This is a genomic window from Azospirillum brasilense, assembly GCF_022023855.1.
GTDB lineage: Bacteria > Pseudomonadota > Alphaproteobacteria > Azospirillales > Azospirillaceae > Azospirillum > Azospirillum brasilense_F.
The window spans coordinates 145,001-163,544 of sequence record NZ_CP059453.1 but is presented as its reverse complement, the minus strand read 5'-3'; the positions used below and the strand labels follow the sequence as shown (position 1 = coordinate 163,544).

Sequence of the window (18,544 nt, the reverse complement as noted above, 5' to 3'; positions counted from 1 at the left end):
GGGTATGTTTTGTTTTGAAAACCGGCAGACCACCGCCGGCTGTCGGTCACTTGACGAGGCCGAGGTCCGTCAGCACGCCTTCGATCCGCGTCCGCTCGTCCTTCACGAAGGCGGCGAACTGGTCGGGCGGCAGGTAGAGGTCGATCCAGCCGCGCTCCTCGGCGATGCGCTTCCACTCGTCGGTGCGGACCATGGCGCCGACCGCATCGTCCAGCACCTGCTTCTCCGACGCCTTCAGGTTGCCCGGCGCCATCACGGCGCGCCAGTTCACCAGTTCCACATCAACGCCCTGCTCCTTGAAGGTCGGGACGTCGATGCCGGGAAGGCGCTGCGGGGCGGAGATCGCCAGCGCGCGCAGCTTTCCGGCCTGGAGCTGCGAGGCCATCTCGTTGTAGCCGCCGGTCGCCACGGTGATGTGCCCGCCGAGCACCGAGGCCATCATCTCGCCGCCCGCTCCGGCGGCGATGTAGTTCATCTTGGAGACGTCGCCGCCGATCGCCTTGACCAGCAGGCCGTAGAGGATGTGGTCGGGGCTGCCGACGGCGAAGCCGCCCCAGGAGACCGAGCCGGGATCGGCCTTGAACTTCCTGACGAGGTCGTCGAGCGTCTTCAGCGGTGAATCCGCGGCCACGACGATGGGCTGGTACTCGCCGGTCAGGCGGGCCAGCGGGGTCACCTGATCGAGCGACACCGGCGACTTGTTGATCAAGATCGCGCCGATCATGCCGAGGCCGGAGATCATCAGGCCGGGGTTGCGCTTCTTGGCGGTGACGAACTGGCTGAGGCCGATGGTGCCGCCGGCGCCCGGGATGTTGACCACCTGGACGCTGGAGGCCAGCTTGTGCTCCTGAAGCACCTGCTGCATGGCGCGCGCGTGCTGGTCATAGCCGCCGCCGGCGTTGGCGGGGGCGATGATCTCCAGATTCTTGATCTCCGCGGACGCGGGAGCGGCGAACAGGGCGGCAGCGGCCAGCACGGCCGCCGCCAGCATCCCCTTGGCGGGGTTGCCGAGGCTCATGGTGTTTCCTCCGAGTGGACTTTTTTGCTTTTGGACGGCGCTTGCTGCGCCTTACGGTGCCTTGGCGGTGGACCTCTGCGGGCGCGCCTCATAGAGGAGGACGGAGCCGCCGGCCCCCGCGCCGCAGGCGGCGCCATAAAAGAGCGGGGTTCGCTCGTCCGCCGATGCGGTCTTCGCCGTGGGTTCCGCCGGCTTTCGGGCTGCGGATTCGGTCGCCATGGTGGAGGTTCCGGGAACGGTGGTTGGTTGTTCCAACTGTTTAACAGGCGAACCTGTCATGAACCTGTCAGCCACCAGCCGGTCATGCAAAATTTCGGCGCTCCACCCGGAAGAGGCGGAGACCGGTTCATGGCGGTTTTCCCCCCGCCGGGGTGATGGGGAGGAGCACTTTGCCCCCTCCCTAACCCTCCCCCGCTATCGCAGGGGAGGGGACAAAATCTCCCTCCCCTGCGAAGCGGGGGAGGGCCGGGGTGGGGGCAAGAACCCCCCGGAATCTACCGCACCACCAGCAGGAACAGCCCCTGGCCGAGATAGACGGTGCCGGTCAGGGCGACCAGACGCTGGCTCCAGCTGCGGAACTGGGCGTCGCTCATGGCGTCGAGCACGTGGCGCGACAGATTGGTCCCCAGAACGGCCATGCCGATGCACAGGGCCGTCACCGTGATGTCCAGCGCCTCCGTCTCCGACGCCGCGACGAGGGAGCCGAAATAGACCGTCTTGAACAGATGGCCGAAGACCTGCATCGTCGCCTTGGTCGCGACGACGCTCTGTCGCGACAGGCTGGACTTCACGAAGAACACATCGAGCAGCGGCCCCGAGATGCCGGCGATCAGCTGCACGCCCATGCACAGGACGCCGGCCAATGTGCTGTGGCCGCGCCGCGACACGTTCGGCGACCAGTACGACGGAACCGCCATCGCCATGAAGGGCGAAAGCCCCAGCACGATCAGCGATTCCGCCTTGCCGGGCACGTAGCGGATCAGGGTGAAGACGGCGACCGCAACCGCCCCGCCCAACAGGAACCGGGCCACGATCCCCCATTGCACGTGCCGCCGCCACAGCCACGCCCGCCAGCCGTTGGCGGTCATCTGCGTGATCCCGTGCAGCAGCATGGCCGAGGACACCGGCAGCAGCACCAGCAGCAACCCCATCAGCACCATGCCGCCGGCCATGCCGAACAGGCCCGACAGGAACGAGGTCACCAGCGCCGCAAGGCCGAGTCCGAGTGTCAGGGGAACCGTCAGCATCCCGCTTATCCGAAAGTTTTCTTTGGCTGTGGGCGGCATGATGCCCCTGGCACGCTTGCGCCGCAAACGGGATTGTCTGATGCTGACCCCCAGGAAATGTTGGGGTGCATGGAGAGGGATCGGATGCGGCGCCTGCCATCGCTGAACGCCTTGCGGGCGTTCGAGGCCGCGGCCCGGCACGGCAGCTTCACCGGGGCGGCGAGCGAGCTGAACGTCTCGCAGGCCGCGGTCAGCCGCATGGTGCGCCTGCTGGAGGAGCGGATGGGCTTCCCGCTGTTCGAGCGGCGGGCCAACGCGCTGGAGCTAACCGACCGTGGGCGGGCGCTGCAACCCGGCCTGACCGGCGCCTTCGACGCGATCGCGGACAGCGTGGAACGGGTCGCCGCCATGCGCGACGGCCCGGTGCTGACGCTGGGGGTGGGCGCCACCTTCGCGGTGCGCTGGCTGATCCCGCGCCTGTCGGCCTTCCACGAGAGCCACCCCGACGTGGAGGTTCGCATCGCCACCGGCGGCGCCGGCGCGCCGATCCGCGAGGACTGGACCTGCGCCCTGCTGCTGGGCGACGGGCATTGGCCGGGCTATGAGGTGGAGGAGCTGTTCACCGCCGACATGCTGCCGGTCTGCGCGCCGGCCCTGGCGCGGACCCTGCGCCATCCGGAGGATCTGCTGTCGGCGACGCTGCTCTCGGTGTCGCACTGGGCGGACGACTGGCCGCACTGGTTCGCCTCGGCGGGGCTGGCGCCGCCGGCCGTGAAGGGGCTGTCCTTTGGCAGCTACGCCATGACCTTGCAGGCGGCGGCGGACGGGGTGGGGGTGGCGCTGGGGGCGCGGCTCTACATCGCCGACGATCTGGCGGCGGGCCGGCTGGTCACGCCCTTCGCGCTGGCCGTGCCGATGGGGCGGGCGTGGTATCTGGTCTCGCGCCCGGTGCGGCACCGCGAGCCCGGCTTCACCGTTTTCCGGGACTGGCTGCGCGCCGCGGTCAGATCGTCGGAACCCGAAAAGAAAAGACCGCCGGAGCGTGCCCCGGCGGTCTGAAGTCGCACTTTGGAGAAACGTCACTCGGCGGAACCGCGCGCACGGTGCGGCCTGCCAACTGGGTTTCAAAGGATAACCGAACGAAAACACTTATACTAGTATATCACTAAACGCGCAAGCCCTTTCGCTCACATGACGGCGCCCATCTGCCAGGGCGTGAACTCGTCGGAGCCGAAGCCCAGCTCCTCGCTTTTGGTCTTCCGGCCCGACGCGGTGTCGAGGATGAGCTGGAAGATCGCCCGCCCGACCTCTTCGATGGTGGCGTCGCCGGTGGCGATGGGACCGCAGTCGATGTCCATGTCGTCGGGCATCTTCCGGAACAGCGGCGTGTTGGTGGCGAGCTTCAGCGACGGCGTCGGCTTGCAGCCGAAGACGGAGCCGCGTCCCGTGGTGAAGCACAGCACATTGGCGCCGCCCGCCACCTGCCCCGTGGCTGACACCGGGTCGTAGCCCGGCGTGTCCATGAAGACGAGGCCCGGCCCGGTGATCGGCTCGGCGTAGCGCACCACCTCGACGAGGTTGGTCGTGCCGGCCTTGGCGACCGCGCCCAGCGACTTCTCCAGGATGGTGGTCAGGCCGCCCTTCTTGTTGCCGGGGGACGGGTTGTTGTTCATCTCGCCGCCGGTGCGGCTGGTGTAGTCCTCCCACCAGCGAATGCGTTCGACCAGCGTCTCGCCGACCGCCGGGCTGACGGCGCGGCGGGTCAGCAGATGCTCGGCGCCATAGACCTCCGGCGTCTCGCTCAGCACTGCGGTGCCGCCGTTGCGGATCAGCAGATCGACGGCGTGGCCCAGCGCCGGGTTGGCGGTGATTCCCGAATAGCCGTCCGACCCGCCGCATTGCAGCGCCAGGATCAGGTGGCTGGCCGGCACGGTCTCGCGCTTCACGTCGTTGACGCGGGGCAGCAGGGCGCGGATGCGCTCCACGCTCGCCCGCACGGTGGCAGCGGTGCCGCCGCTCTCCTGGATCGCCAGCGTCTGCAGGGTGTCGCCGACGGTCAGCCCCTCGACCTCGACCAGCTTGTCGATCTGGTTCACCTCGCAGCCGAGGCCGAGCACGAGCACGGCGGCGAAGTTCGGGTGGCGGGCGTAGCCGGCGATGGTCCGGCGCAGCGCGTCGATGGCGTCGCCCTGGGAACCCATGCCGCAACCGTAGGCGTGGGTCAGCGCGACCACCCCGTCGATGTTGGGGTAGGCGGCCAGCGCGTCGCCGCGGAACTGGTCGGCGATCATCCGCGCCGCGGTGGCCGAGCAGTTCACCGTGGTCAGGATGCCGATGTAATTGCGGGTCGCCACGCGCCCGTCCGGACGGACGATGCCCTGGAAGGTGGCGCGGTCCGCCTCCGGCACGAGGTCGGTGGGGTGGACGTCGGCGCCGAAGGCGTAGTCGCGCTCGAAGCTGTCGCCCACGCCGATGTTGTGGACGTGCACGTGGTCACCCGGCGCGATGGGGGCGGTCGCGAAACCGATGACCTGATTGTACTTGCGCACCGGCTCGCCGACCGCGATGGCCTGCACCGCGACCTTGTGGCCGGAGGGGATCGTGGTCCGGGCGACGACGTCCGTGTCGGGCAGGGTGGTGCCCTCCGGCAGGTCGGCACCGGCAACGACGACGTTGTCCGCGGGATGCAGGCGGATGGTCAGCGATGCCATGGTGGTGGTCCTTATGTAGAGATTCCCTCTCCCCTCTGGGGAGAGGGTTAGGGTGAGGGGGATGCGCGTGGCGGAACGTCCGGCAAAAGCGCAACCCCCTCACCAAGCGCCGTTGGCGCCACCCTCTCCCCGCTCTCGGCGGCCAAAGGCCGCCTGTCGCCGACAGCGCCCGCGAGCGGGCGCGAAAGGGAGGGGAGAGGGGTTTCACGTCAGAGCTTGTAGGCCTTCTTGGCGAGGGTGTAGGCGAGATCCACCGCCACCTCCGCGGCCTCGTCCTCCTCCAGCCGGTGCTCGGCGACGAGCCGGGCCAGGAAGGCGCAGTCGACGCGGCGGGCCACGTCGTGGCGGGCCGGGATGGAGCAGAAGGCGCGGGTGTCGTCGTTGAAGCCGACCGTGTTGTAGAAGCCGGCCGTCTCCGTGATCATCTCGCGGTAGCGGCGCATGCCCTCGGGGCTGTCGTGGAACCACCAGGCCGGGCCGACGCGCAGCGCCGGATAGTGGCCGGCCAGCGGCGCCAGTTCGCGGGCGTAGCTGGTCTCGTCCAGCGTGAACAGGATGATGGTCAGGTCGCGCTCGTTGCCGACGCGGTCGAGCAGCGGCTTCAGCGCCCGCACATACTCGGTGCCGGTCGGGATGTCGGCGCCCTTGTCGCGGCCGAAGCGCTCGAAGACGCCCGGGTTGTGGTTGCGGAAGCTGCCGGGGTGGATCTGCATGACCAGCCCGTCGTCCAGGCTCATCTTGGCCATCTCAGTCAGCATCTGGCCGCGGAAGATTTCCGCCTCGGCCGCCGTGATGGTCCCGCGCAACGCCTTCTCGAACAGCCGCTCGGCGTCGGCGTCCGACAGGTCGGCGGTGGTCGCGGTGGCGTGGCCGTGGTCGGTCGAGGTGGCGCCGCCGACCTCCTTGAAATACTGGCGGCGGTTGCGCAGGGCGGCGAGGTAGCCGGCCCAGGTCCCGGTGTTCTCACCGGACAGCGCGCCCAGAGTCTCGACGTTGGCCTGGAAGCCCTCGAACTCCGGATCGACGACCGGGTCGGGGCGGAAGGCGGTGATGACGCGGCCCTTCCAGCCGCTCTCGCGGATGGCGCGGTGATGCTCCAGCGTGTCGAGCGGGGACTCGGTGGTCGCCAGCAGCTCGATGTTGAAGCGCTCGAACAGGGCGCGCGGCAGGAATTCGGGCTTTTGCAGGCAGGCGTCGATCTGGTCGAAGATGCGGTCGGCGCTGGCCCCGCTCAGCCGCTCTGTCACGCCGAACACCGTCTCGAAGGCGTGGTCGAGCCACATGCGCGTCGGGGTGCCGCGGAACAGGTGCCAGTTCTGCGCCAGCTGACGCCAGATCTTGCGCGGATCGCTCTCCACCGCCCCGCCGTCCTTGCGCGGCACGCCCAGGCTTTCCAACGTCACGCCCTGGCTGTAGAGCATGCGGAAGGCGTAATGGTCGGGCACCACGAACAGCGACGCCGGGTTCGGGAACGCCTCGTTCTTGGCGAACCAGGACGGGTCCGTGTGGCCGTGCGGGCTGATGATCGGCAGGTGGCCCACCTCCGCGTACAGCCGGCGCGCGATGTCGCGCTGCGTGGGATCGCTGGGGAAGAGGCGGTCGGGGTGGAGCATCGTTCATCTCCGGAAAGAGGGATGCCGGACGGGGGGCCGGTGCCCTATTTGAATGGGTGGTTCGGGTGTGGCGCGTGGCGCTGCGCCGGTTGTGCCTCGCATGTCGGAATATATTAATATATCAGTTCCGGATGCAAGGACTTTGTGCGTCCCGCCCACAATTCTGTTGGTAAGACGCGCAATTCAAGAGGGGCCGGTTCGATAAAGTCCGGTCAGAGGCGGCGCGAATCGTGGGCGGCGAAGTCCACGGCCCGCGGGCGGTAGCCGCTGGTGAAGAGGGGGGAGGAGATCACCATGTCGGCGGTCGCCTCGTTGCAGGCCATCGGGATGTTGTAGAGCGTGGCGAGGCGGGTCAGCGCCTTCACGTCCACGTCATGGGGCTGGGCGGTCATCGGGTCGACGAAGAAGACGAGAAGATCGATCCGGCCCTCGGCGATCATCGCGCCGATCTGCTGGTCGCCGCCCAGCGGACCGCTCTTCAGCGAGGTGATGTCCAGTTGGGGGTGGGCCTCCCGGACCAGCCGGCCGGTGGTGCCGGTGGACCAGAAGACGTTCCCCTCCAGCGCGTGGATGTTGGCGCCGAGCCAGCCGATCAGGTCGGGCTTGCGGGCGTCGTGGGCGACGAGGGCGATGCGTTTGCGGTCCACGGTGACGGTCCTTGCGGCTGTGCGCTCCGCGGTGGAGCTTTCTTCAATATACTAGTATACTGATGAGTGGCGCAACGCGCTTCCCGGTGGGACAAACTGGCGCGGAACCGGGGCGCCGCGCGGGGTCAAGGCGTTTGACCCACCCCGCCGGGTATTAGTATATTGCAATGAAGGGCGGACCGTATGCGGCGTGAACCAGCGGGTTCGACGCCGGTGTCCCGGAGATCCGGCGCCCTGAATTTTCCTGGCAGGAGCGGGTGTTGAAAAAGGCGGCGCAGACATCGACGGTGGATTCCGAACAGGCCGAGGGCGTCAAGACGCGGACCCGGCGCCGCACGGCGGCGGCGGTCGCCCGTCCGGCCCAGCGCGGCACCACCGTGGCCGCGACGATCTACCGTGACCTGCGCAACGAGATCGTCTCGCTCCGCCGCAAGCCGGGCGAGCCGGTCGCCGAGAAGGTGATCGCCCAGGACTACGGCGTCAGCCGCACCCCGGTGCGCGAGGCCGTGCTGCGTCTGGCGGACGAGGGGCTGATCGAGATCTTCCCGCAATCGGGCACCTTCGTCTCCCGCATTCCGCTGGGCGCCCTGCCGGAAGCCATCGCCATCCGCAAGGCGCTGGAGGAGGCGACCGTCCGCTACGCCGCCAAGCGCGCCACCCGCAGCCAGATCGCCAAGCTGCGCGCCAACCTGGAACTCCAGCGCGAGATGGAGGCCGCCCAGAATTTCGAAGGCTTCCACCAGGCCGACGAGACCTTCCATGCGCTGCTGGCGGAGACCGCCGGCTACCCCGGATTCTGGAACCTGACGCAGCAGGTGAAGGTGCAGGTGGACCGTTACCGCCTGCTGACTCTGCCGGTGCTCGGCCGGGTGCCGGACGTGATCGCCGAGCATTCGGTCATCATCGAGGCCATCGCCAACAACGACCCGGAGGCGGCGGCGAAGGCCATCGACCTGCATCTGGACTATCTCCAGGTCACCATCGCCGACGCGCAGAAGGCCAACCCGCTCTACTTCACCGCCCCCTCGGAGGACGAGGCCGAGCCGGTCTGAAGGCTGCCTTGCGCTCTTGGCTTTGGACGGGGGCTGATTTCTAATATATCAGTCACGTTCCTCCCAACACCGCGCAAGACAGCCAGGAGACCGCGATGCAATCGCTCTACCGCGCCGATCCGGCCCGCTACACCGCCATGACCTACCGCCGCAGCGGGCGGAGCGGGCTCGACCTGCCGGCCATTTCGCTGGGGCTGTGGCAGAATTTCGGCGGCACCGACGTGTTCGAGACCGGGCGCGCCGTGCTGCGCCGGGCCTTCGACCGCGGCGTCACCCATTTCGACCTCGCCAACAATTACGGCCCGCCGCCGGGCTCGGCGGAGGAGAATTTCGGGCGCGTCCTGGCGACCGACTTCAAGGCCCACCGCGACGAGCTGATCGTCTCCACCAAGGCCGGCTACGACATGTGGCCCGGCCCCTACGGAAGCTGGGGCTCGCGCAAGTATCTGACGGCCAGCCTGGACCAGAGCCTCAAGCGGATGGGGCTCGACTATGTGGACATCTTCTACTCGCACCGCGTCGATCCGCGCACCCCGCTGGAGGAGACGATGGGGGCGCTCGACCACGCCGTGCGGCAGGGCAAGGCGCTCTATGTCGGCATCTCCTCCTACTCGCCGGAGATGACCCGGCGGGCGGCGGCGATCCTTAAGGATCTCGGCACCCCCTGCCTGATCCACCAGCCGTCCTATTCGATGCTGAACCGCTGGATCGAGGGCGGGCTGCTCGACGCGCTGGAGGAGACCGGGATCGGCTGCATCGCCTTCTCGCCACTGGCCCAGGGCATGCTGACCACCAAGTACCTGAACGGCCAGCCCACCGACGCCCGCGCCGCCAAGGGCGGCACGCTGAAGGCGCACTTCCTGTCGCCGGAGAATCTGGAGCGCGTGCGCGCCCTGGACGCCATCGCCCAACGGCGTGGCCAGACGCTGGCCCAGATGGCCATCGCCTGGGTGCTGCGCGACCCGCGGGTGACCTCCGCCCTGGTCGGCGCCCGCAACGTCGAGCAGCTCGACAACTCGCTCGACGCGCTGAAGAACACCGCTTTCACGCCGGAGGAACTGGCCGAGATCGACCGCCACGCCGTCGATGGCGGGCTGAACCTGTGGCAGAACTCGTCGAACGCCGAAGCCGGCTGATCCGCCGAAAGCCGACATGAAAAGGGCCGCGCCGGGTATGCCGGCGCGGCCCTTTTCATGACCCTGCGGAGATCGCCTCAGCGCATGAGGAGGTGGGGAAGCCAGAGTGAGAAGGTGGGAACGTAGGTGACGAGGAGGAGGGTGACGAAGAGGGCGCCGTAGAAGGGTGTGATGGAGCGCATGACCTCGCCGACGGAGACCTCGCCGATGGCGCAGCCGATGAACTGGGTGGTGCCGACGGGCGGGGTGTTGAGGCCGAGCGCGCAGTTGATCAGCATGACGATGCCGAACTGCACCGGGTCCATGCCGTACTGCATGGCGATGGGCAGGAAGATCGGCGTGCAGATCAGGATCGTGCTCGCCATGTCCATGAAGGTGCCGAGCAGGAACAGGATGACGTTGATCAGCAGGAAGATGACCAGCGGGTTGGTCGAGATGCCGGCCATCAGCTCGCCGGTGATCTCGGCCACCTGATAGAGGCCCATGATGTACTGGAACATCGTGGAGACGCCGATCAGCAGCAGGACCACGCCGGTCGTCTTGACCGTCTTGGCGGCGGCGGCCAGGAAATGGTCCCAGGTCAGCGTGCGGTAGACGAAGGTGGTGAGCAGCAGGGCGTAGATCACCGCGATGGAGGCGGACTCGGTGGCGGTGAAGACGCCCGAGGTGATGCCGGCCAGGATGATCACGACGATGAGCAGGCCCGGCGCGGCGGCGGCGAAGGAGCGGCCCAGGATGGCCCAGCCGGGGAAGGTGCCGGCGGGGTAGCCGCGCTTGACCGCGACGTAGTAGGCGGCCCCCAGGTTGCAGACCATCAGCAGCAGGGCGGGGACGATGCCCGCCGCGATCAGCGCGCCGATGGAGGCTTTGCCGCCGGCGGCCAGCGCGTAGATGATCATGTTGTGGCTGGTCGGCATCAGCGCGCCGACGAGCGCGGCGTGGGTGGTGACGTTGACGGCGTAGTCGGCGTGGTAGCCTTCGCGCTTCATCATCGGGATCATCACCGCACCCATGGCCGAGACGTCGGCGACGGGGGAGCCGGCGACGCCGCCGAACAGGGTGCAGGCGACGACGTTGGACATGCCGAGGCCGCCGCGGATGTGGCCGACCATGTTCTTGGCGGTGGCGACGATCTTGTCGGCGACGCCGCCGTGGAGCATCAGCTCGCCGGAGAAGACGAAGAAGGGGATGGCGAGGAAGGAGAAGACGTTCATGCCGGACATCATCTGCTGGAAGATGACGGCGACGGGGAGGCCCTCGTAGAGGATGGTGCACAGCGCCGACAGGCCGATGGCGAAGGCGACCGGGATGCCCAGGACGAGGAAGCCGAAGAAGGTGACGGCGAGAATGGTCAGTTCCATGACGGCGCGACCTCCTCGCCGCGGATGATGGCGACGATGTGCTCGATCGAGAAGAGCACGATCAGGACGCCGGAAAGCACGAGCGGGATGTAGCGGACGGCTTCGGAGACGTGCAGGTTGGGGATGTAGTAGGCGGCGACGGAGGTGCCGAGGACCCAGCCGTTGTAGGCCATGCAGGCGCCGAAGACGCCGACGAGGGCGTAGATGACGATCTCGACCTTGCGGCGGATGACGTCGGGCAGCATGACGAGGAAGGATTCCAGGCCGATGTGGCCGGCGTCGCGGACGCCGACGGCGGCGCCGATGAGGGTGACGTAGAGGACCAGCACGATGGCCAAGCTCTCCGCCCAGGTCGGCGAGTCGTTCAGCACGTAGCGGCCGAAGACCTGATAGAACACCACACAGACGATGGCCATCAGGCCGACCATCGCCACGCACATCCCCGACCATGCCAGACGCGCGTTCACCCGCGTCAGCAGGCCCGCGCTCTGCGGGGGGCTGTGATCCATTGCTTGCAGCTCGACATCCATGCCGCCGGCTCCCCTCAAAGGACGCGGCGCCGCCCTTCGGTCTCCCGAAGGGAAGCGCCGCGTTCGACTGTGCTTACTTCGTGTCCTGGATGCGCTTCACGAGGCCGTCCAGCTTCGGCGTGCTCGCGAACTGCTTGTAGACGGGAGCCATCGCGTCGATGAACTCCTGCTTGTTCGTGACCTCGACGATCTGGGCGCCGGCCTTCACGACCACGTCCTTGGACTTCATCTCACGCTCGTCCCACAGCTTGCGCATGTAGGGGACGGAGTCCTTGGCGGCCTTGCGGATGGCGGCCTGGTCGTCCTTGGACAGGCGGTCCCACGAGACCTTCGAGAAGACCAGCACTTCCGGAGCCATCGCGTGCTCGGTCAGGGTGAAGTACTTGGCGGCCTCGAAGTGGCGCGAGGATTCGTAGGAGGGGTAGTTGTTCTCCGCCGCGTCGACGATGCCGGTCTTCAGCGCGGTGTAGACCTCGCCGAAGGGCATCGGCGTGGCGTTGGCGCCCAGCGCCTGGATCATGGCGACGAACAGGTCGGACTGCTGAACGCGGATCTTGGCGCCCTTCATGTCGGCCAGCGTCTTGTAGGGCTTGGCGGCCGAATACATGCTGCGCGAGCCGCTGTCGTAGAAGGCTAGGCCGACCATGCCCTGGCTTTCCATGGCGGCGAGGATCTCGTCGCCGATCGGGCCATCCAGAACGGCGCGCATGTGCTCGGTGGAGCGGAAGATGAAGGGCAGGGCCGTGACCATCGTCTCCGGGACGACGTTGTTCAGCGGCGCGACGTTGATGCGCATCATGTCGAGCCCGCCGATCTTCAGCTGCTCGATGGTGTCCTTCTCGGTGCCGAGCGCGCCGTTCGGGTAGACCTTCACGCCGAGCTTGCCGCCGGTCCGCTCCTTCAGGAGCTTATCGACGTACTTCACCGCCTCGACGGTCGGATAGTCGGCCGGGTGGATGTCCGCGGAGCGGAAGTCGCGGGCCACGACCGGGGTGGCGAGCAGGGTGCAGGCCGCGCAGGCGGCGAGAAGGGCGGCGCGGATACCGCGGGTCGAAAGATGCATAGCGTGTCCTCCTGGCGATTCTTAAGCAGCGGTTTTTAGGCTGGTTCTTTGGTTTGGACGGTTGGGTCCGGGAGCCGCCCGGCGCGTGTTCCCGCGCGCCGGGCAACGGGTGATGTCATTCAGGCGAGGAAGTCCTCGCGCGGGGGCGTGAAGATGTCGAGCAGGACGCCCGGCTCCAGCGCCACGACGCCGTGCAGGGCGTTGGACGGCACCATGTAGCCGTCGCCGGTGCCCAGCCGCCGGGTGACACCCTCGATGGTGACGTCGAAGGCGCCCTTTTCGACCACGGCGCACTGGACGTGCGGGTGGCGGTGCTGCGGCCCGATGGCGCCGGTCTCGAACTCCACGCGCACCATCATCATGGCGTCGTTGTGGCCGAGGATCTTGCGGCGCACCCCGGCGCCCAGATCCTGCCAGTCCACCGCCTCGTCGATCACGAAAACGTCCGTGCTCATTCTCATCTTCCCCTTACTTTCGCAGGCGGCCCGTCAACGGGCGAGCCAGCCGCCGTCCACCGGCAGGATCGTGCCGTGGACGTAATCGGACGCATCGGAGGCCAGGAACACTGCGGGTCCGCCCATATCGGCGGGCTCGCTCCAGCGTCCGGCGGGGATGCGGGCCAGAATTTCGGCGTTGCGGCGCTCGTCGGCGCGCAGCGCGGTGGTGACGCTGGTCGCGACGTAGCCCGGCGCGATGGCATTCACGTTGATGCCCTTGCCCGCCCATTCATTGGCGAGCAGCCGGGTGATCCCGGCGATGCCGCTCTTCGACGCCGCGTAGGAGGGCACGCGGACGCCGCCCTGGAAGGACAGCATGGAGGCGATGTTGATGATCTTGCCCTTCCGCCCGTTGCCCAGCGCGTAGCGCCCGAAGGCTTGGCAGAGGAAGAAGACCGACTTCAGGTTCACATCCATCACCGCGTCCCAGTCGGCCTCGGTGAAGTCCAGCGGGTCGTCGCGGCGGATCAGCCCGGCGTTGTTGACCAGGATGTCCAGCCCGCCGAGCGTGCCGACCGTCTCCTCCATCAGGGCGGGGATCGGGGCGATGCCGGACAGGTCGGCGGGGATCGCGGCGAAGCGGCGGCCCAGCCCCTCGACCAGGGCGCGCGTCTCGTCCGGCGGGGTGCGCCCGGCCACGGCGATGTCAGCGCCGGCCCGCGCCAGGGCGACCGCGATGGCCTGCCCGATGCCGCCGTTGCCCCCGGTGACCAGGGCGGTCTTGCCGGAAAGGTCGAAGGGGTTGGTCATGACGGGGTGCTTTCTTTCTTCGTCTTCGATGCGTCGTCCGGCTGCGCGCCGGAGAAGAAGAAGGGGTTGGCCCCCTGGGTGTTCGGAACGGACTCCAGCAGGGCGCCGAGATGGATCGTCATCAGCCGCTCCGCCTCGGCCGGGTCGCGCGCGGCGATGGCGTCGACGATGCCGCCGTGCTCGGCCAGGACATGCGGGATGCGGCCGGGCTCCGGCAGGGTCAGGCGGCGGTAGCGGTCCACCTGCATCTTCACCTGCTGGGCCATGCTCCACAGGCCGGGGAAGCCGGCGATCTCGGAAATCAGGCTGTGGAACGCCTCGTCGGCCTCATGGAAACCGTCGAGATCGCCCGCCGCCATCGTCTCCTGCTGGAGCAGGATGTTGGCCCGCAGCGCTGCGATCTGGCTGCGCGCGGCACGGACGGCGGCGTAGCGGACCGCGGTGCATTCCAGCGAGGTGCGGATCACCACCGCTTCGGGAAGGGCGTTGACCGGGATGCGGGCGACGAAGGTGCCGGACTGCGGGAAGATTTCGACCAGCCCGTCGTCGGCCAGCCGCAGCAGAGCCTCACGCACCGGGGTGCGGCTGACGCCGAAGGACTCCGCGACGTGCTTCTCCACAATGGGCTCCCCCGGCTTGCGCCGCATGGCCACGATGTCCCCGCGCAGCGACCGGTAAATCTCCGCGGTGGCCGTGGCGCGGGCGGACAGGCGCGGTTCCTTTGCGGTTCCAAGCACCTTGCCGGGCACGGTCCCCGGAGCGGTTCCGGGCGGTTGAGCGTCCAGGGCGCGCCTGGAAGTCGAAGCCATTGCAGTCCTCCCCATGTGCCGGCCCGTGCCCCATCCGGGGCCGGTCCGTGCTGTTCCTTGAGGAAGAGCATATTAATATATCAGCGTGCCGCGCAAGCCTGATTTTGAGGAAGGGGCGAACATTTTTTCAGGGGGATGGGGAGGGGCGGTGTCAAAGAATTCAGTAGATGATGAATTAGTAGCAGTTGCCAAAAGTGTCGGTTAATAGTGCCGGTCAAAGCCGTTCCTAGGCCAAACGAAATCAATATCTTGAACCAACGAAGGTGGCGTTCTGGCCGGCACTCTAATGCCTGAATTTAAACTATATTCAACAATTATTTTACGAAATTCATTTGATACATTTTCCTCTCTTGATCGATTTACATCCTTGCTCTGGAGGGTTAGCTTCTGTGTTACCGCTTCCCGAGCATGTCAGCTACTTTCACAGCATATCTATCTGTTGTGCCAGAGACAAAGTCGGTTAGGGCATGCAGGGCATCGTAGCTGTTAGTGAGGGAATCCAATGGGAAGCCGAGCGCCCTGGCAACCTGTTCATGATAGGAGCTTAGATTAGCTGTGTTCCAGCCGGCCAAATTGGCCTCATTAAGTAGAGGCAGAAGGCCATCTAGAACTTTATGGATAACATTGCGGCCAAAGATTTCCAGCTCTGTTTTCCGCTTAGCTTTGAAAATTCGGTCCTTAGCAATCTTTTTTATCTCATTAAACTCTTCTGCTTTGATTGATGCTTCAACTAAAGAAATGGAAAATGATCCATCCATGATTCTAGTATAGTTGTCTTTGAATGCCTCCACGCAAGCTGAGATTGCGCCGTTGATTGCCGAGGCCCGGCATCTAGAAACATTATCGGCCTCGCTGTGATCGGGGTAGGCTTCGTTCGATGGCGGCGCAAGCTTTTTAAGTAAATTTATAACCAAGTCGGAAGCAACATCGCCTGCAAGATAGGCATCTTCAAGATCCATAATATTGTAACAAATATCATCGGCTGCCTCCATGAGGAAAGCTAGGGGGTGACGGCGCCACCAGTGACCAATCAATTCTCCCTTACTGTTCCTTACTTCATCTTTTGGAATTCCAAGTTTATTGGCAATGTATTCAAAAGTGCGGGTGTCGTTTTGGAAAAAACCATACTTTTTGAGGCCGATATAGCGCGTCCCATTGAGGTTCCCATGATTTCCGACAAGTCTTCTTGCGTTGGCGGAGACGGGATATTTAGTGAAAGCGCCAAGCCCTCCTAAAGTTAAACGCAGGCCACCATCATTTTTGTACATTTCCGTTCGAGTCAATATGCGAAACCCTTGTGCGTTGCCCTCGAAAAAATTAAATTCTTGGCGTTGCTCTTCAGAGATATCTTCTAGAATTCCCGTTGGGTGTTCGAATTTTTCACGAAACCAGGATGCTATGGCTTCTTCGCCGGAATGTCCGAAAGGTGGATTGCCAATATCATGAGCCATGCAGGCTGTTTGCACTAAGCCCGCAACAACCTCAATCTGCGAGCTTTCAATTTCACCATGTTCGTCCGCCAGCCAATCTCCTACTTCGATTCCCAGCGAACGCCCAACGCTGGTAACCTCTATGCTATGGATCAGGCGTTGATGAAGGTGGTCATTATCGTAAAGGGGGTGAACCTGAGTCTTGTTCGCTAGCCTGCGAAATGGCTGAGAGAACAAAATCCGATCCATATCTTGCAGATAGGCCGAGCGATGTTTCTTTTGCATATAGTTAGGAGCGCCCAAGCGCTCAAGATCTAAGAGGCTTTCCCATTTCATCTGGACATTGTTCCTATCATTAGCGTTCGTTGGGTTGTGCACTTAACTGTTCAAATTTAGCTGAAAGTTATAATCCATCAAAGCGCTTTAATTCCAGAGTTTCTTGGCTTTCACCCGGTCGGTCTCATGCGATAGGGCATTTCCCTAGTTGATCAGTTCAGTTCTGGTGATTCCGTAAATGCTGTTGGACGCTGGCATTGGAGCATTCAGCGCTCCCCAGCGCTTTCATTCTCAATACGGCACCGCCCCTCCCACACCCCCTTGCCAGCCTCCGTCCGCAATGGCATACTAGTATGCAAGTTGACGCGATGGACGCCATGACCGACTCGCCGACCTCATCCGCTTCCACCGACATCCGCGGCCCCCGCCTGCACGGGGTCTACGACGCCCTGCGCGCCGCCGTGCTGTCGGGGGAGATCCGCCCCGGCGAGGGGATTTCGGAAACCCGCGTGGCCGCCCGCTACGGCGTCAGCCGCACCCCGGTGCGCGAGGCCTTCCGCCGGCTGGCCGACGAGGGGTTCCTGCGCATCGTGCCGCAGGTCGGGACCTTCGTGGCGCCGATCCAGCTCGGCGCGGTGTCCGACAGCCAGTTCATCCGCGAGACCCTGGAATGCCGGACCGTGCGTCTGGCCGCTGAGCGGGCGGAGGCGGCGGACGTCGCCTCGCTCACCCGGCTTCTCGACTCGCACCGCGCGGTGATGTCGCCCGACCGCCATTCCGAGTTCTTCGCCCTGGACGAGGCCACCCACGCCGAACTGGCCCGCATCGCCGGGCGCCCGGCGGTGTGGGACCTGCTGGTCGCCGTCAAGGCGCAGCTCGACCGCGTGCGTTTCCTGTCGCTGCACAGCGAAGGCTGGGCGGCGAAGATCGTCGGGGAGCACCAGAGCATCGTGGACCGCGTCGCCGCCCGCGACCCCGACGGGGCGGAGGAGGCCATGCGCGCCCATCTGCGCACCGTCTTCGCCGCGGTGGACGAGATCGCCCGAACCAACAGCCACTTCTTCGAGACGTAAAGCCCTTATGCGGAGTGTTCCATGCGCCTGAGCCCCGACACGCTGCCCTCGCTGCGCCATGGCGCGCAGCGTCCCGGCTATGACCGTGCCGCGCTGACCACCGGAATCGTCCATCTGGGCATCGGCGCCTTCCATCGCGCCCATCAGGCGGTCTACACCGACGACGCCCTGGCCCGGTCCTTCGGTCCCTGGGGCATCGCCGGGGTCAGCCTGCGCAGCCCCGACACGCGCGACGCGCTGGAGCCGCAGGGCGGCCTCTACACCGTCGCGGTGCGCGACGCCGCCGGCGAGCGGCTGCGGGTGATCGGCTCGGTCACCGAACTGCTGGTCGCCCCGGAGAACCCCGCCGCGGTGCTGGACCTCCTGACCCGCCCCTCCGTCCGCATCGTCACCCTGACCGTCACCGAAAAGGGCTATTGCCACGACCCGGCGACCGGCGCGCTGAACGAGGCCCATCCGGACATCGTCCACGACCTCGCCAACCCGGAACGCCCGCGCAGCGTGCCCGGCTTCCTCGTGGAGGCTCTGATCCGTCGCCGCGCCGCCGGGGTGGAGCCCTTCACGGTGCTGAGCTGCGACAACCTGCCGAGCAACGGCGACACCGCGGCGGGCCTGCTGCGCCGCTACGCCGAGCTGCGCGACCCCGCGCTGGGAACGTGGTTCGCCGGGAACGTCGCCTGCCCGAACAGCATGGTCGACCGCATCGTGCCGGCCACCACCGACGCCGACCGCGACCGTGTGTCGGATGGGCTGGGTCTGCGCGACTCCTGGCCGGTGGTGACCGAGCCGTTCAGCCAGTGGGTGATCGAGGACCGCTTCCCCACTGGGCGCCCGGCCTGGGAACTGGAAGGGGCGGAGCTGGTTCCCGACGTCCATCCCTATGAGACGATGAAGCTGCGCCTGCTGAACGGCAGCCACTCCACGCTCGCCTATCTCGGCTACCTCGCCGGTTACGAGACGGTGTCGGACACCATGGCCGATCCGGCCTTCGTCCGGCTGATCCGCGGCCTGATGGACGAGGAGGCCGGGCCGACGCTGCACATGCCGCCGGGCGCCGACCTCGGCCATTACAAGGACGCGCTGATCGAGCGCTTCCGCAATCCCGCCCTGCGCCATCGCACTTGGCAGATCGCCATGGACGGCACGCAGAAGCTGCCGCAGCGGCTGCTCGGCACCATCCGCGACCGGCTGGCCGCCGGAGCGCCCATCGACCGGCTGGCGCTGGGGGTGGCGGCCTGGATGCGCTACGTCTCCGGCACCGACGAGGTCGGCCGCCCCATCGACGTGCGCGATCCCATGGCCGCCAGGCTCGCCGAGCTGGCGGCGGAGGCCGGACCGGACGCCGACCGTCT

At 66.3% G+C, this 18,544-nt stretch carries 17 protein-coding genes (1 of these 17 only partly in view); 5 read left to right on the top strand and 12 right to left on the bottom strand.

Annotated features, from left to right (window positions below):
* Positions 1–46: 46 nt before the first annotated feature.
* Both H1Q64_RS30450 and H1Q64_RS30445 read right to left on the bottom strand, forming a co-directional pair.
* Positions 47–1,018, bottom strand: coding sequence for a Bug family tripartite tricarboxylate transporter substrate binding protein (locus H1Q64_RS30450; protein ID WP_237908063.1), 972 nt, complete (start codon positions 1,016–1,018; stop codon positions 47–49).
* Between the two features lie 494 nt (positions 1,019–1,512).
* Entirely contained in the window at positions 1,513–2,265 is a 753-nt protein-coding gene (locus tag H1Q64_RS30445) for a TSUP family transporter (RefSeq protein WP_237908062.1), read from the bottom strand.
* Between the two features lie 123 nt (positions 2,266–2,388).
* On the opposite strand from H1Q64_RS30445, the gene gcvA reads away from it, so the two are divergent.
* A complete protein-coding gene (gcvA, locus tag H1Q64_RS30440; RefSeq protein WP_237908061.1) occupies positions 2,389–3,303 on the top strand; it encodes a transcriptional regulator GcvA in 915 nt (304 codons plus the stop codon).
* Positions 3,304–3,431: 128 nt separating this feature from the next.
* On the opposite strand, the gene H1Q64_RS30435 is transcribed toward gcvA, so the two are convergent.
* From H1Q64_RS30435 to H1Q64_RS30425, 3 genes are all read right to left on the bottom strand, one after another.
* Positions 3,432–4,955 (bottom strand): UxaA family hydrolase, encoded by a 1,524-nt coding sequence (locus H1Q64_RS30435; RefSeq protein ID WP_237908060.1) that lies wholly within the window; start codon positions 4,953–4,955, stop codon positions 3,432–3,434.
* A gap of 209 nt (positions 4,956–5,164) precedes the next feature.
* On the bottom strand, positions 5,165–6,568 hold the full coding sequence (gene uxaC, locus H1Q64_RS30430) for a glucuronate isomerase (RefSeq protein WP_237908059.1): 1,404 nt from the start codon (positions 6,566–6,568) through the stop codon (positions 5,165–5,167).
* A gap of 212 nt (positions 6,569–6,780) precedes the next feature.
* On the bottom strand, positions 6,781–7,215 hold the full coding sequence (locus H1Q64_RS30425) for a methylglyoxal synthase (RefSeq protein WP_014199988.1): 435 nt from the start codon (positions 7,213–7,215) through the stop codon (positions 6,781–6,783).
* Between the two features lie 260 nt (positions 7,216–7,475).
* Between H1Q64_RS30425 and H1Q64_RS30420 the strand changes: the two genes are divergently transcribed.
* A complete protein-coding gene (locus tag H1Q64_RS30420; RefSeq protein WP_237908058.1) occupies positions 7,476–8,267 on the top strand; it encodes a GntR family transcriptional regulator in 792 nt (263 codons plus the stop codon).
* Between the two features lie 95 nt (positions 8,268–8,362).
* The gene (mgrA, locus tag H1Q64_RS30415; RefSeq protein ID WP_237908057.1) at positions 8,363–9,403 is read left to right on the top strand and encodes an L-glyceraldehyde 3-phosphate reductase; all 1,041 of its coding nucleotides are present in this window, start codon (positions 8,363–8,365) and stop codon (positions 9,401–9,403) included.
* A gap of 77 nt (positions 9,404–9,480) precedes the next feature.
* Here mgrA and H1Q64_RS30410 read toward each other — a convergent pair whose 3' ends face one another.
* The 7 genes from H1Q64_RS30410 to dgt all read right to left on the bottom strand — a co-directional run bounded on the left by H1Q64_RS30410 (position 9,481) and on the right by dgt (position 16,179).
* On the bottom strand, positions 9,481–10,764 hold the full coding sequence (locus H1Q64_RS30410; RefSeq protein WP_237908056.1) for a TRAP transporter large permease: 1,284 nt from the start codon (positions 10,762–10,764) through the stop codon (positions 9,481–9,483).
* Positions 10,755–11,294 (bottom strand): TRAP transporter small permease, encoded by a 540-nt coding sequence (locus H1Q64_RS30405; RefSeq protein WP_237908055.1) that lies wholly within the window; start codon positions 11,292–11,294, stop codon positions 10,755–10,757. Before H1Q64_RS30405 ends, H1Q64_RS30410 begins: the two co-directional genes overlap by 10 nt.
* 73 nt (positions 11,295–11,367) lie before the next feature.
* Positions 11,368–12,357: a TRAP transporter substrate-binding protein gene (locus H1Q64_RS30400; RefSeq protein WP_237908054.1), complete on the bottom strand. Its 990-nt coding sequence runs from the start codon at positions 12,355–12,357 to the stop codon at positions 11,368–11,370.
* Between the two features lie 119 nt (positions 12,358–12,476).
* Positions 12,477–12,812, bottom strand: coding sequence for a cupin domain-containing protein (locus tag H1Q64_RS30395; RefSeq protein WP_014199982.1), 336 nt, complete (start codon positions 12,810–12,812; stop codon positions 12,477–12,479).
* 33 nt (positions 12,813–12,845) lie between these two features.
* A complete protein-coding gene (gene kduD / locus H1Q64_RS30390; protein WP_237908053.1) occupies positions 12,846–13,604 on the bottom strand; it encodes a 2-dehydro-3-deoxy-D-gluconate 5-dehydrogenase KduD in 759 nt (252 codons plus the stop codon).
* Complete coding sequence (locus tag H1Q64_RS30385) at positions 13,601–14,413, bottom strand: GntR family transcriptional regulator (protein ID WP_237908052.1); 813 nt, start codon at positions 14,411–14,413, stop codon at positions 13,601–13,603. The genes kduD and H1Q64_RS30385 overlap by 4 nt, the downstream gene beginning before the upstream one ends.
* 392 nt (positions 14,414–14,805) lie before the next feature.
* The gene (gene dgt / locus H1Q64_RS30380) at positions 14,806–16,179 is read right to left on the bottom strand and encodes a dGTP triphosphohydrolase (protein ID WP_237908051.1); all 1,374 of its coding nucleotides are present in this window, start codon (positions 16,177–16,179) and stop codon (positions 14,806–14,808) included.
* A 317-nt stretch (positions 16,180–16,496) separates the two neighbouring features.
* Between dgt and H1Q64_RS30375 the strand changes: the two genes are divergently transcribed.
* Together H1Q64_RS30375 and H1Q64_RS30370 are read left to right on the top strand one after the other, a co-directional pair.
* Complete coding sequence (locus H1Q64_RS30375; protein ID WP_237908050.1) at positions 16,497–17,192, top strand: GntR family transcriptional regulator; 696 nt, start codon at positions 16,497–16,499, stop codon at positions 17,190–17,192.
* A 21-nt stretch (positions 17,193–17,213) separates the two neighbouring features.
* Positions 17,214–18,544: the 5' portion of a mannitol dehydrogenase family protein gene (locus H1Q64_RS30370; RefSeq protein ID WP_237908049.1), read on the top strand. It continues 154 nt past the right edge of the window; 1,331 of the gene's 1,485 nt are visible here — the first part of the coding sequence; it begins with the start codon at positions 17,214–17,216; the stop codon falls past the right edge of the window.